The organism is Nitrobacter sp. JJSN (assembly GCF_051912485.1).
Lineage (GTDB): Bacteria > Pseudomonadota > Alphaproteobacteria > Rhizobiales > Xanthobacteraceae > Nitrobacter.
The window spans coordinates 2,595,593-2,609,236 of the sequence record NZ_CP196822.1 but is presented as its reverse complement, the minus strand read 5'-3'; the positions used below and the strand labels follow the sequence as shown (position 1 = coordinate 2,609,236).

General features: G+C 62.5%; 14 protein-coding genes. 11 read left to right on the top strand and 3 right to left on the bottom strand.

The genetic code is table 11. The features are described 5' to 3' along the window. Positions 1-129: 129 nt before the first annotated feature. The 6 genes from ACSZOQ_RS13010 (at position 130) to glyS (ending at position 5,932) form a co-directional block, all read left to right on the top strand. Positions 130-366: a putative signal transducing protein gene (locus ACSZOQ_RS13010; protein WP_439922919.1), complete on the top strand. Its 237-nt coding sequence runs from the start codon at positions 130-132 to the stop codon at positions 364-366. Continuing rightward, positions 363-1,121: a tRNA1(Val) (adenine(37)-N6)-methyltransferase gene (locus ACSZOQ_RS13005; RefSeq protein ID WP_439922918.1), complete on the top strand. Its 759-nt coding sequence runs from the start codon at positions 363-365 to the stop codon at positions 1,119-1,121. The genes ACSZOQ_RS13010 and ACSZOQ_RS13005 overlap by 4 nt, the downstream gene beginning before the upstream one ends. Positions 1,122-1,294: 173 nt before the next feature. Next, positions 1,295-2,164, top strand: coding sequence for a S49 family peptidase (locus tag ACSZOQ_RS13000; RefSeq protein WP_439922917.1), 870 nt, complete (start codon positions 1,295-1,297; stop codon positions 2,162-2,164). A 117-nt stretch (positions 2,165-2,281) separates the two neighbouring features. Then, on the top strand, positions 2,282-2,470 hold the full coding sequence (locus ACSZOQ_RS12995) for a hypothetical protein (protein WP_439922916.1): 189 nt from the start codon (positions 2,282-2,284) through the stop codon (positions 2,468-2,470). 234 nt (positions 2,471-2,704) lie between these two features. Next, positions 2,705-3,649 carry a glycine--tRNA ligase subunit alpha gene (locus tag ACSZOQ_RS12990; RefSeq protein ID WP_439926047.1) on the top strand — a complete coding sequence of 315 codons (945 nt, stop codon included), beginning with the start codon at positions 2,705-2,707 and terminating at the stop codon, positions 3,647-3,649. 3 nt (positions 3,650-3,652) lie between these two features. After that, entirely contained in the window at positions 3,653-5,932 is a 2,280-nt protein-coding gene (glyS, locus tag ACSZOQ_RS12985) for a glycine--tRNA ligase subunit beta (RefSeq protein WP_439922915.1), read from the top strand. Positions 5,933-6,215: 283 nt separating this feature from the next. On the opposite strand, the gene ACSZOQ_RS12980 is transcribed toward glyS, so the two are convergent. Next, positions 6,216-6,593: a DUF1236 domain-containing protein gene (locus ACSZOQ_RS12980; RefSeq protein ID WP_439922914.1), complete on the bottom strand. Its 378-nt coding sequence runs from the start codon at positions 6,591-6,593 to the stop codon at positions 6,216-6,218. A 238-nt stretch (positions 6,594-6,831) separates the two neighbouring features. Between ACSZOQ_RS12980 and ACSZOQ_RS12975 the strand changes: the two genes are divergently transcribed. Beyond that, complete coding sequence (locus ACSZOQ_RS12975) at positions 6,832-6,987, top strand: DUF3096 domain-containing protein (protein ID WP_439922913.1); 156 nt, start codon at positions 6,832-6,834, stop codon at positions 6,985-6,987. 292 nt (positions 6,988-7,279) lie between these two features. Beyond that, positions 7,280-7,963, top strand: coding sequence for a TetR/AcrR family transcriptional regulator (locus ACSZOQ_RS12970; RefSeq protein ID WP_439922912.1), 684 nt, complete (start codon positions 7,280-7,282; stop codon positions 7,961-7,963). 6 nt (positions 7,964-7,969) lie between these two features. On the opposite strand, the gene ACSZOQ_RS12965 is transcribed toward ACSZOQ_RS12970, so the two are convergent. Next, positions 7,970-8,365 (bottom strand): c-type cytochrome, encoded by a 396-nt coding sequence (locus tag ACSZOQ_RS12965; RefSeq protein ID WP_439922911.1) that lies wholly within the window; start codon positions 8,363-8,365, stop codon positions 7,970-7,972. A gap of 394 nt (positions 8,366-8,759) precedes the next feature. On the opposite strand from ACSZOQ_RS12965, the gene ACSZOQ_RS12960 reads away from it, so the two are divergent. The 3 genes from ACSZOQ_RS12960 (at position 8,760) to glcF (ending at position 12,986) form a co-directional block, all read left to right on the top strand. Beyond that, positions 8,760-10,253, top strand: coding sequence for an FAD-linked oxidase C-terminal domain-containing protein (locus ACSZOQ_RS12960; RefSeq protein ID WP_439926046.1), 1,494 nt, complete (start codon positions 8,760-8,762; stop codon positions 10,251-10,253). A gap of 187 nt (positions 10,254-10,440) precedes the next feature. Further along, positions 10,441-11,673 carry an FAD-binding protein gene (locus ACSZOQ_RS12955; RefSeq protein ID WP_439926044.1) on the top strand — a complete coding sequence of 411 codons (1,233 nt, stop codon included), beginning with the start codon at positions 10,441-10,443 and terminating at the stop codon, positions 11,671-11,673. Continuing rightward, on the top strand, positions 11,670-12,986 hold the full coding sequence (glcF, locus tag ACSZOQ_RS12950) for a glycolate oxidase subunit GlcF (RefSeq protein ID WP_439922910.1): 1,317 nt from the start codon (positions 11,670-11,672) through the stop codon (positions 12,984-12,986). Before ACSZOQ_RS12955 ends, glcF begins: the two co-directional genes overlap by 4 nt. Here the strand turns inward: glcF and ACSZOQ_RS12945 are convergent. Continuing rightward, positions 12,955-13,344 carry a hypothetical protein gene (locus tag ACSZOQ_RS12945; protein WP_439922909.1) on the bottom strand — a complete coding sequence of 130 codons (390 nt, stop codon included), beginning with the start codon at positions 13,342-13,344 and terminating at the stop codon, positions 12,955-12,957. The two genes, glcF and ACSZOQ_RS12945, sit on opposite strands and share 32 nt — an antisense overlap. Between the last annotated feature and the right edge of the window lie 300 nt (positions 13,345-13,644).

Below are 13,644 nucleotides of genomic sequence, written 5' to 3'. Positions count from 1 at the left end.
TCCGCGCCGTTTCCGACGATTACAATAGAAAGTGGCGGTTGGCGCGGCAAGCGCAGGTAGTTGTTGACATGCCGCGGTTGACATGGGCCACAGGGCCGTGAAGCTGTTACAGCTAGGGAGAACGCGACGTTGCGCGAATTGGTCCGAACCAACGACGTGGTGCTGGTATCGGCGATCGGCGCGCTGCTGGACGGCGCCGATATTTATCACGTGGTGCTGGATCAGAACATGAGTGTGATCGAGGGATCGCTCGGCATCCTGCCCCGCCGCATTCTGGTGCATGACGACGACAATCGCGAGGCACGCCAGCTTCTCACCGAGGCCGGGCTGGGCCACGAATTGCGGCCCGACGACGCCGGACGATGACCGGGGCGCGATCGGAAGTGGGCGAGGATGCATTTCTCGGCGGGCGGCTGCGGCTATGTCAGCCCCGGTCCGGCCATCGCGCCGGCCACGACGCGATGATGCTCGCCGCCGCGACGCCGTGCAAGCCCGGCGATCGCATCGTTGATTTCGGGGCGGGTGTCGGCGCAGCGGGGCTCGCGGTGGCGACGCGGATCGCCGGCATCGAGCTGATGCTGGTCGAGCGCGATGAAACCCTCGCCGATCTGGCGCGCCGCAACGCGGTTCTCAACGGAATCGCGGCGCAGGTCTGCACCTTCGACGTCACAGGTCGGGCGGAGGCGTTTGTAAACGCCGGTCTCGGCCCCGACAGCGCCGACGTGGTCCTGATGAATCCTCCGTTTAACGATTCAGAACGGCACCGGCCGTCGCCGGACGAGAGCCGGCGCGCGGCGCATGTCGCGGAGCCTGCCACGCTCGAGGCATGGGTACACGCGGCGCGGCGCGTGCTGAAATCCGGCGGCGTGCTCAGCCTGATCTGGCGTAGTGACGGTCTGGCCGAGGTGCTGGCTGTGCTTGGCCGAGGCTTCGGCGGCGTCGCGATCCGGCCTGTACATCCGGACGCGGGTAAACCCGCGATCCGCATTCTGGTCCGCGCGCTCAAAGGGAGCCGCGCGCCGCTCAGGCTTTGTCCGGGTTTGGTGCTCGCCGACGAAACGGGACAGCCCACGAAAGAGGCCAAGGACGTTCTGGCAGGCGGCCAGGCTCTTGCGTTGTGACAGCAGATGAGGTTGCGCGCGGTGGTCGCGGAAGTCTGCCTTTCCGTGCGCTTTGGAGCAGATGTGAAGTAAAAGGCCTTGAGAAGGCTACCGATAATCCTCCCCAGGGCATACATCGTTGTGTAATACCGGCAGTTGCATAATGCGAAACTGCCGAAGCGCAGGGAAACGGCATGAGAGCAGCGCTGATGAAACTGGTCCCCAAGCGATGGCAGCGCGGGGTGGCGGTGGTGCCGGTGGTGCGGCTGTCCGGCGTGATCGGCGCGGTGACGCCGCTCAGATCAGGCATGACGCTCGCGGGCGTCGCCAAAACGCTGGAGCGGGCGTTTGCGGTGAACAACGCCAAGGCGGTGGCGCTGGTAATCAATTCGCCGGGCGGTTCGCCGGTGCAGTCGCGCCAGATTTATCTGCGCATCCGGCACCTCGCGGAGGAGAACAAGCTTCCGGTGCTTGTGTTCGTCGAGGATGTCGCAGCCTCCGGCGGCTACATGATCGCCTGCGCGGGCGACGAGATCTTCTGCGATCCGTCTTCGATCCTGGGTTCGATCGGTGTGGTCGGCGGCGGCTTCGGTTTCACCGAGCTGATCAGGAAGATCGGCGTCGAGCGCAGGGTGTATACGGCGGGCGAACACAAGGCGACGCTCGATCCGTTCCTCCCCGAAGACCCCGACGATGTGGCGCGGCTGAAAGCGATCCAGCGCGAGATCCACGCCACCTTCATCGAATTGGTCAAGACAAGCCGCGGGGCACGGCTGAAGGAGACGGACGACCTTTTGTTCACCGGCGAATACTGGGCGGGCGAGCGGTCGGTTGCGCTTGGCCTTGCGGACGCCATCGGCGATCTCCGCTCAATCCTGCGGGCGCGGTTCGGCGACAAGGTCGTGACGCCGCTGATCGCGCCTTCGACTGGTCTGTTGGCGGGGCTCCTTGGCCGCAAAGCGGGAGCCGGAACCCTGACCTCCTTCGATGGTATCGGGCGCTTGCCGGACGACCTGATCTCTGCGCTCGAGACTCGGGCGATTTGGGCCAAATTCGGGTTTTAGAGCTCAATCCGCCGAAATTCTGCGCTGTTTGGTCTCGAAACAGCGATTGCAGGAACGATTGGGTTGGGTGAGAATAAGCTGAATGGGGGTTCGATAACGAAGGAAGAGGATCGACCGATGCCGCCGCTGATTGCACTTGCAGCTACCCTCGGTGGACTAGTCGCGGTTCGCTGGCTCTACAACACCGCCAGGCGAATCAATCAGGAATTAGAGGAAGTGCGGACGGCCCGCGTTGCAGAGGCCCGCACCCGCGATATTCCGACCCTGCGGCGCGATTCCCGCACCGGCGCCTACCGCCCTGACTAACGCGGATTGGAGGTGCGCGAACGGCTCGCAGCCTTCGCGCCCATCCCCGATAGCGGGCGAACCCTGACAATCTCCGAGTCCGGCGACGCTGCTGCGGTTGGCGCTTCCGCCGCAAATCGCTTAATTGCCGGCAATTCCGGTAACCGTTGTTCCGCCATCGCCTTGATTTGGCAGAGACGCGCCGATACGGTCCGCGCGCCGACGAACTTCCGCGAATCCCTTAAAACCGATCCGATGGACTCCTTGCCCCCGCATATGCGCCCGGAACGCTCGTTCCAGGGCCTGATCCTGACCCTGCAACGCTACTGGGCGGACTATGGCTGCGTCATTTTGCAGCCCTATGACATGGAGGTGGGGGCGGGCACCTTTCATCCCGCGACCACGCTTCGTGCGCTGGGTCCGAAGCGCTGGAACGCGGCCTATGTGCAGCCGTCGCGCCGGCCCAAGGACGGTCGCTACGGTGAGAACCCCAACCGCCTGCAGCACTACTATCAGTTCCAGACGATCCTCAAACCGTCGCCGCCGGACATTCAGGATCTCTATCTGAAATCTCTGGCCGCCATTGGCGTCGACAGCGCGCTGCACGACATCCGCTTCGTCGAGGACGACTGGGAAAGCCCAACGTTAGGGGCGTGGGGGCTCGGCTGGGAGTGCTGGTGCGACGGCATGGAGGTCAGTCAGTTCACCTATTTCCAGCAGGTGGCAGGCGTCGAATGTGCGCCGGTGGCGGGCGAACTCACTTACGGGCTGGAGCGCCTCGCGATGTTCGTGCAGGGCGTCGACCGCGTCTACGATCTCAATTTCAACGGCCGCGAGGGCGCCGACAAAGTGACCTACGGCGATGTATTCCTGCAGGCCGAGCAGGAATATTCGCGGCATAACTTCGAGCATTCCGATGCCGACATGCTGTTCAAGCAATTCGCGATGGCAGAAGAGGCCTGTAAAAAATATCTCGACGCAGGCTGGCAGAGCAATCCGCAAGGGCTCGGCAAGCGCGAGGCGCATCTGATGGCGCTGCCGGCCTATGACCAGTGCATCAAGGCGAGCCACGTCTTCAATCTGCTCGATGCGCGCGGCGTGATCTCCGTGACCGAGCGGCAAAGCTACATTCTGCGTGTGCGCGACCTGGCGAAAGCCTGCGGCGAGGCATGGCTCTATACCGAAGCGGGCGGCGTCTAGGCGATGCCCGATCTTCTGCTCGAACTGTTCTCCGAGGAAATCCCCGCGCGCATGCAGGCGAAGGCGGCGGACGATCTGCGCAGGATGGTCACCGACAAGCTTGTCGCCGAGGGCCTCGTCTATGAGGGCGCGAAAGCCTTCGCCACGCCGCGCCGCCTCGCGCTCACCGTGCATGGCATTCCCGCGCGCCAGCCCGATCTCAAGGACGAACGCAAGGGGCCGAAGGTCGGCGCGCCCGATGCCGCCGTGCAGGGCTTTCTGAAAGCCACCGGGCTGAAATCGCTGGACGAAGCCAAGATCCAGCGCGATCCGAAGAAGGGCGATTTCTACGTCGCGCTGATCGAGAAGCCGGGCCGTCCTGCGATCGATGTGCTGGCAGAAATCCTGCCCGTGATCGTGCGCACCTTCCCGTGGCCGAAGCAGATGCGCTGGGGCGAGCGCTCGGCGAAGCCGGGCGCGCTGACCTGGGTGCGACCGCTGCATTCAATCATCGCAACCTTCGGCCCCGAGACCGAGGAGCCGGATGTGGTGGCGTTCGACGTCGCCGGCATCAAGGCCGGGCAGGTGACGCGCGGCCACAGGTTCATGGCGCCGGACGAATTCAGCGTGCGCCGCTTCGAGGATTATGAAGCGAAACTGCGTGCGGCGAAGGTCGTGCTCGATCCGCAGCGCCGCAAGGACATCATTCTGGCCGACGCGAAAGAGCTTGCGTTCGCGCAGGGGTTTGAACTGGTCGAGGATCAGGTGCTGCTCGATGAGGTCGCGGGCCTCGTCGAATGGCCGGTGGTGCTGATGGGCTCGTTCGACGAATCCTTTTTGTCGATCCCGAGCGAGGTGATCCGCGCCACCATCCGCAACAACCAGAAGTGTTTTGTCGTCAACGATCCCAAATCTGGCGCAGCGATGCGGACTTCGCTCGGCGACGCGGCGCAAACGTCTAGCAAGCTCGCCAACCGCTTCATCCTCACAGCCAACATCGAAGCCTCCGACGGCGGCAAGGCGATCGTCGCGGGCAACGAGCGCGTGATCCGTGCGCGGCTGTCGGACGCGAAATTCTTCTATGAGACCGATCTCAAGACCAAGCTCGAAGACCGGCTGCCGAAGTTCGAGAAGATCGTATTTCACGAAAAGCTTGGAACGCAGGCGGAGCGCATCGCGCGCATCGAGCGGCTCGCGGCCGAGATCGCGCCATTGGTCGGCGCGGATGTTGCGAAGGCGAAGCGCGCGGCGCGCCTGTGCAAGGCCGATTTGTTGACCGAAGTCGTCGGCGAATTCCCCGAGCTGCAGGGCCTGATGGGGAAATATTATGCACTGGCGCAGGGTGAGGATGCGTCCGTCGCAGCGGCCTGCGAAGAGCATTACAAGCCGCAGGGTCCGGCCGATCGGGTGCCGTGCGATCCTGTGTCGATTGCCGTTGCGCTAGCCGACAAGATCGACACGCTGGTCGGCTTCTGGGCGATCGACGAGAAGCCAACGGGAAGCAAGGATCCCTACGCGTTGCGACGAGCGGCGTTGGGAATGATTCGGATAGTTATATCTAATGACATCCGACTTAGTCTGAATCGGCCAGTAGACGAAGGCGTGGACTATTTGGTAGCTCAAATCTCTTCCAGAGACTTGGAGCAGAACAGTCAGAGCATACGAAAGATATTCGGCGATAGCCTTGGCTTTGCTGATCTCGCCAAGCTAGTGAAAAATAAAGCTGAGTTCGAAAGCCGTCGTGATACGCGCATAAAACTTGCATTTTATGATCGCTTTAATGACCTCATCTCCTTCTTCGCCGACCGCCTGAAAGTGCAACTGCGCGAACAGGGCGCGCGGCATGATCTTGTTGATGCGGTGTTTGCTCTGGAAGGACAGGACGATCTTCTGATGATTGTCCGCCGCGTCGAGGCGCTCGGAAAATTCCTCGACACCGACGACGGCAAGAACCTGCTGGCCGGTACCAAGCGCGCGTCGAACATCCTCGCCATCGAGGAAAAGAAGGACAAGCGCACGTTCGACGGCGCGCCGGATGCCTCGCTTTACAGCCTGGGCGAAGAGAAAACGCTTGCGATAGCCATCGACGAAGCGAAGCGAGAGGCGAGCACAGCGGTGGCGAAAGAAGACTTCGCCGCCGCCATGGCCGCGATGGCCAAGCTACGGCCCGCGGTCGACGCCTTCTTCGACAAGGTGAAGGTCAACGACGACGATCCCAAGATTCGTGAAAACCGCCTGAAGCTGCTCAACGAAATTCGTGCCGCCACGCGTACGGTCGCGGATTTCTCGCGGATTCAGGATTGACATAGCGTTTTCGAGCGAAGTGGCTACCGGTTCGCCTGAAGAAAACGCGTCAGAAGCGGAATGGCTCTAGCCGCAGCAGCGCGCTCGTCGCGATAAACCGGAAACCCCGTCCCTGGAGGTACGGGACGGGGCTCCGGCCGCCCGCGTGGCGGCGGCTCCGATCGTGCCGTTATCGTCACGCGCGACCCGACACCAAGTGGTTCGATTCATTCGCGTCCTGCGAGCCGTCTTGCTCGCGAATGTTGGAATCGAAGCCACTGGCAAACGTTTGACCTGGCGCAGGCTAGTCGATCACCTGCATGATGCGCCGCGTGCGTGGCTCGATCAGTACGGTTTCACCATTCACAACGGTGTAACGAAACGGCGTCGCGCCAAAACGCTGCGGCACGTCGTAAAATGTCACGCCTTCGTCGGCCAGGGTCGCGCCGACGACGACGCGTTGCGAAACGGTATAAGAGGGAACGCGCTCGGTCACGACGTATTCGCGAAACGCCGGGCGCTGCTCGTAAGCAATTCCGCCGTCGGGTGCGACCTCGACCGGCTGGGTGACGACCATCCCGGTCGATGGCGCGACTCCGACCGTGACGCCTTGCGCGTGAGCGGTGATCGCTGTGCCGAGTGCAGTCACAAGTACGGTAATCGCCAGGGCGGTATTCCGCATGGTGGCCTCCTTTGCGATGTCAGACGCGCATCTCGGAAGGCGCGTCCTTCGATTGGGTGTCATGCCAATTCATCCGGCCTGCCAACGTTCCCCGTGCAAGTTGGCATTTCCGGGGCGATTTGCGGCCAAGCCACAACTACGGTGGAACCCGCCAAAATTGCAGGGTTCGCTATCATGAAGCCGGCGCGGCGGATAAAGTTTCTGCGATTCGCAAATCGCATCAGCAGAGGTTTTCTCAATGCACATCACCGCAGCGCATATCCAGCCCATCGTGGCGCTGATCGCAGGCGTTCTCATCCTGATCATGCCGCGTTTTCTGAATCTGGTCGTCGCCATCTATCTGATCTTCATCGGCCTCTCCGGCCTTGGCGTATTCAAGATGTTGCATTTCTAATTTCTAATACTGTCCGGATCGTGATGCTGTGCGGCGGATGACGGCGCAAGTGACGGCATGAATCTCATCGTCAAGGAGGCCGCTTTTCAGAAAACAGATTCGGGTCATCATGCTCGGCGGCAGAAGCCTCGCCAGTCCGCGGTCACTGCGACGCATAATATCGCGAAGCCGCTTGCCTTCCGGTCTGAATAGGTGTTCAGTTTTTCAAGAGCTTTTGCGCGAACGTCACGCAACGCTTTGAAGACACGTACGTTCCGGCCAACGCCGCGGCGGTCGAGGACACGAAACGCGCATGGTGTATCGGCGGACCCATCAGGTCATGAAGCGCCTCGCCGCGCGTCGCAGCGCCATCCTGGCGGCGGCGCGGGATACGGCCAGCGATGGCGGCATGGTGGCGGTACAGATCGCGCCGGTCGCGGTTCGCGCCAATGTCGCGGCCGGAACGGTCTATCGTTATTTTCCCTCGAAAGCGGATCTGATTTCCGAGCTGATCGCGGAAGTTGCGCGCGACGAACTGACTGCGATACGCGCCGCCGCTGAGGCCGCGCCGGGTCCGTCGTCAGCGCTGGCTGCAGCCGTCACCACCGTTGCCGTGCATATGGTGTCGCACCGGAAACTGGCGTGGGGCATTCTGGCCGAGCCGATTGATGTTGATGTCTCTGCAACGCGGTTGGCAAGCCGCCGCGAAATCGCGGGCGAGATTGAAGCGCGCATCATCGCCGCGGTGCGTGCCGGACATCTGCCGGCGCAAGATACGTCGCTGGCTGCGACCGCGCTGCTTGGCGCGCTGCATGAGTCACTTGTTGGTCCGCTGGCGCCCGACAACCTCGATGATCCGGTGAGGCTTCGCGAGGTCGTGCAGACCGCCACCTTGCTGGCGTTGCGCGCGGTCGGAGTGACGGACGCGCGCGCCCGCGGCCTTGTGGTGCAGGCTGCCCTGCCGGCCAGGATGCCGGCAGGGGAACACATGGGGTGAAGCGCGTTACTTCGCCTTGCCGTCTTTGTCGAACCCCGAGACGTAAGTCCAGAGATTGTCGAGTTCGCTCTCCTTGGTGATGCCGGCAAACACCATCTTGATGCCCGGTATCTTGGCCTTCGGGTTCTTGATGTATTCCTTGAATTCCGCCTCGTTCCAGGTAAGACCGGAATTCTTCATGGCGTCCGAATAGGCGTAGCCCGCCACGGAGCCGGCCTTGCGTCCGTCAAGGCCATTGAGCTCTGGTCCGACCTTGTTGGTGGCGCCTTCGCCGATGGTATGACATGCCATGCACTTGTTGAAGGATGCCTTTCCGGCGGCCGCGTCCCCCGCGAGTGAGGTGCCCGCGCCTGCAAGCGTGATGCCGAGGACGGTCAATGCGGAAATGGCGAACGTTTTCATGAAGACCTCTATGTTCTTGTGATGATGGCTTCAGGCTGAAGCGGGTGGAATCGTTCCTCCCTTGAAAGAGGGAGGAAGAGGTGGTGTCTGACTCTGAAGCCCGCATGCAATCTTTGATGCGAACCTCAGAATCGAACGATACCACCGATTTTAGAATGATTCGAGGGTGGTTTGGTTCCAAAAGTTGCTTGACGGGCTAGGCGAAGTTCCCGATCGGGCAACTTTTAACCCGGCCGCTCGAGCAATACGATGCTACCGTTCGATTGAAAACCAATCAACCGGGTTTTAGAAGCAGGCCTCAGGACATACAACTACACAAGACATGCAGAATGTGTTTGATCCGCAATGTCTTGTAGCGATCGCACAATCGGTCGCGATGCCGGAGCGCCCGTCCATGACGATCATGATGCCCGCATCGGATCAGATGGTCCTTGATCGCCGCGATGCCATTGTCGCGGACTTGCGCGCGATCGTGCCGGGCGAGGGCGTTATCTCCAGCGCCGCGGAAATGCTGCCGTATGAATCGGACGCCCTGACCGCCTATCGCCAGCCGCCGATGGTCGTGGTGTTGCCGGAAACCACGGAGCAGGTGTCGCGGGTTCTCAAATACTGCTTCGACAACGGCATCAAGGTGGTGCCGCGCGGCTCCGGCACCTCGCTATCCGGCGGAGCGTTGCCGCTGGAGGACGCGGTGCTCCTGGGCTTAAGCAAGTTCAAGCGGATCCGCGAGATCGATTTCGACAATCGCGCCGTCGTCACCGAGCCCGGCGTCACCAACCTCGCCATCAGTCAGGCGGTGGCCCACGCCGGGTTCTATTACGCGCCCGATCCCTCGTCGCAGATCGCCTGCTCGATCGGCGGCAACATCGCGGAAAATTCCGGCGGCGTTCACTGCCTGAAATATGGCATGACCACCAACAACGTGCTCGGCTGCGAGCTTGTGCTGATGTCGGGCGAAATCCTGCGGATCGGCGGCAAGGCGCCGGAGAGCGCGGGTTATGACCTGATGGGCATCATCACCGGCTCTGAAGGTTTGCTCGGCGTTGTCACCGAGGTCACTGTCCGCATTCTGCGGAAGCCGGAAACCGCGCGGGCGCTGTTGGTCGGTTTTGCCGAGGTCGAGGCGGCTGGCGAATGCGTGGCGCGGATCATCGGCGCCGGCATCATTCCGGGCGGCATGGAAATGATGGACAAGCCGGCGATCCACGCCGCGGAAGCCTTCGTTCATGCCGGCTATCCGCTCGACGTGGAGGCGCTGCTGATTATTGAACTCGACGGTCCCGGCATCGAGGTCGACGAACTCATCAAGCGGGTCGAGGCCATTGCGCTCGGCTGCGGTTCGACCACCTGCCGGATTTCCGGTTCGGAGGCTGAGCGCGACCTGTTCTGGGCTGGCCGCAAGGCTGCGTTTCCGGCGGTCGGCCGCATCTCGCCGGATTATCTCTGCATGGACGGCACCATTCCGCGCGGCGCGCTGCCGCGCGCACTGGCGCGCATTCGTGATCTCAGCGGAAAATACGGCCTCGGCGTCGCCAACGTATTCCATGCCGGTGACGGCAATCTTCATCCGCTCATCCTCTACGACGCCAACAAGCCCGGCGAGATGGACAAGGCGGAAGCGTTCGGTGCGGATATTTTGCGCTGCTGTGTCGAACTCGGCGGCGTTCTGACCGGCGAGCACGGCGTCGGGATCGAGAAGCGCGACCTGATGCCTCACATGTTCAGCGAGGTCGATCTCAGCCAGCAGCAGCGGCTGAAATGTGCGTTCGACGCGCGCGGGCTACTTAATCCGGGCAAGGTGTTCCCGACACTGCACCGCTGCGCCGAACTCGGCCGCGTGCATGTACACGGGGGCAAACTGGCGTTTCCGGATTTGCCGAGATTTTGATGATAAGGCGACGTCCCATCCGCATGCTCCGTCATGCCCAGCCTTGTGCCGGGTATCCACGCCTTCCTGCGGACCAGGACGTGGATGGCCGAGACATAGGCGAGCGGAGCGACGCCGTTCTTCGAACGGCTATGCCCCGCCATGACGCCTGTGAAGGCTTCGCCGCATTGAGGCAGCTGTGAACATCCTGCAAATACGCGATGCCGCCGACGTGGAGGCTGCGGTGCGCGCCGCCATCGCGAGCGAACAGCCGCTCGAGATCGTTGGTCACGGCAGCAAGCGGTCGATCGGCCATGCGATGGCGACCAACGCGGTGCTCGATGTCTCGGCGCTGAACGCCGTGACCTGCTACGAGCCGAACGAACTCATCATCACGGTGCAGGCCGGCGCGCCGCTTGCCGACGTGTTGTCGCTGATCGATTCCAAGAATCAGGAATTTGCATTCGAGCCGATGGACCCCGCCGCATTGCTCGGTGCTCGGTCCGGTCGCGGCACCGTCGGCGGCATGATCGGGGCGGGGCTTGCCGGCCCACGCCGCATCAAGGCTGGCGGCGTGCGGGACCATCTGCTCGGCGTCCACGCGGTCTCCGGCTTCGGCGACAGTTTCAAGGCTGGCGGCAGGGTGGTGAAGAACGTCACCGGTTATGATCTCTGCAAGCTGCTGGCCGGATCGTGGGGCACGCTCGCGGTCATGACTGAAGTGACGCTCAAGGTGATGCCGAAGGCCGAGGCCGAGCGCACTTTGGTGTTGCGTGGGCTCGATGACGGCGCCGCCAATCGCGCGATGACCGCTGCCCTGGGTTCGCCTTACGACGTCTCAGGGGCGGCGCATGTCCCGCATTCCGCGGTCAAGGCGGGGCAGGGCGCGCTGCCTGGTCTCGCATCGACAGGGCATGGCGCGACGCTGTTGCGGCTGGAAGGAATCTCCGCCTCAGTTGCTCACCGTGCCTCGGCGCTCGCAGCCGATCTTGCATCATTCGGAACAGTTGAACTCATCAAGAACGCGGAGTCGGCTGCGCTGTGGCGCGATATTCGCGACGTCACGCCGTTCGCGGCTGACGGCGCGCGTGGCGCGTGGCCGGTCTGGCGGATCGTCTGTCCCCCCGCATCCGGTGGAGCCTTCGGGCAGGCGCTGGCGCGCGAGACCGGCGGCGAGGTGATCTATGACTGGGGCGGCGGATTGATCTGGGCGGCGCTGCCGCCCTCAGTCGATGCCCGTGCCGCGCTGCTGCGTCAGCAGCTCGCCGCGATCGGCGGCCACGCAACCTTGCTGCGGGCCGAGGAGGGGTTGCAGCGAACGGTGGATGTGTTTCATCCACAGGCGAAAGGCGTCGCAGCCCTGGCCGAGCGGGTGCGGCAGAGCTTCGATCCGAAAAGCATTTTCAATCGCGGCAGGCTGACGCGGACGCCGATCTCATGAAAACCGAATTCACGCCCGCTCAACTGGCCGATCCGGATATCGTCGAGGCCAACAAGATCCTCCGCAAGTGCGTGCATTGCGGGTTCTGCACTGCGACGTGCCCGACCTATGTGCTGCTCGGCGACGAGCTCGATAGCCCGCGCGGTCGGATTTATCTGATCAAGCAGATGCTCGAAAAGAACGAGCCGCCGACGGCCGAGGTCGTGAAACACATCGACCGCTGCCTGTCGTGTCTCGCCTGCATGACGACCTGTCCCTCCGGCGTGAACTACATGCATCTGGTCGATCAGGCGCGGGTCAAGATCGAGAAGGAGTATGCGCGACCGCTGTCCGAACGACTGCTCCGGGCTGTTCTCGCCTATGTGCTGCCGCGGCCGAAAGTCTTTCGGGCCAGCATGGTTCTGGCGCGCCTTGGGCGGCCTTTCGCGGCGCTGCTGCCGGGTTCAAAGCCCGGCGCGGCGATACCGACGTTCTTGCGCAGAATCAAGGCGATGCTGGCGCTCGCGCCGGCATCTCTGCCAGCTCCCGGAGCGGGCGCCGGCAGCGTATTCCCGGCGAAAGGTGCGAGGCGCGGCCGTGTCGCGCTGCTGCAGGGCTGCGCCCAACAGGTGCTGGCGCCGCGTATCAACCAGGCCGCCATCAGCCTGCTGACCCGTCACGGCGTCGAGGTGGTGCTGGTGGCGGACGAGCAGTGTTGCGGCGCGCTGACGCATCACATGGGCGACGACCGGGATGCGCTGGCGCGGGCGCGGGCAAACATCACGGCCTGGCTCACTGAGGCGGAGCGCGGCGGCCTCGATGCCATCGTGGTGACAGCGTCCGGCTGCGGCACCGTCATCAAGGACTACGGTTACCTGTTGCGGAACGACAGCGATTACGCCGGACCGGCCGCGAGCGTGTCGGCGCTCGCCAAGGACATCACCGAGTATGTAGCGAGCCTCGATCTGCCTCCGCCGCAGACCCGCAGTGATCTCGTCATCGCCTATCATTCCGCTTGCTCGCTTCAGCACGGGCAGAAAATCACGCAGCTTCCGAAAGATTTGCTTTCCAAGAATGGATTCGTGGTGAAAGATATACCCGAGAGTCATTTGTGTTGCGGTTCGGCGGGGACATACAACATTCTCCAGCCTGACATTGCGAACAGCTTGCGCGACCGGAAGGTCGCCAATATCGCAAGCGTCAAGCCGGACATGATCGCTACAGGCAATATCGGGTGCATGGTCCAGATTGCCGGTGGAACGTCGGTCCCTGTTGTTCACACGATTGAACTTCTCGATTGGGCTACAGGCGGCCCCCGGCCAGGATTGAATTGATCGCCGGCAACAGGAGGACCACGATGGCTAAGAAATCCCGGAAGGCGAAGAGCGTTAAGGCCAAGAAGAGCAAGAAGAAGGCTGTAGCGGCGAAGAAGAAATCGGTGAAGAAATCCGCGAAGAAGGCGGTGAAAACGGCTTCGAGAAAGAAGGCGGCGAAGAAGAAATCTGCGAAGAAATCCGCCAAAAAAACCGCCAAAAAATCGGCAAAGAAATCTCCGAGGAAAACTGCAAAGAAAGCCGCTAAGAAAGCCAAGAAAGCCGCAAGCAAGCCGGCGGCCAAACGCAGGGCTTCGACGAAAAAGACCGCAGCCAAGCGTGCCGCACGAAAGCCCGCGGTCAGCGCTACGCCGTCCACGAGTTGGGCCCTGCCCGAGCCCGTCGTTTCGTCATCGTCCGTTGGCCGCACCGATTTTGCGCTGGATCACGGATCGGGTTCAGGCGAGAACAACAACTAGCATTCCGATTCCGAAGTTCGCATCTCTGTGCGGCAAATGTTCCGTGCGAACTTCGGAATTAATGGAACGCAAATCTGACTTGAATCCGGGTCGTAGCGTCTCCGCTGCGGCCCTTTTCATTGAAGGGGTTCGACGGCTGTCGGGCGCGCCGTCGTTGTCGGCGTGATGTGCGGTAGGCGCGGGCCCCGCCCGATCGCCGA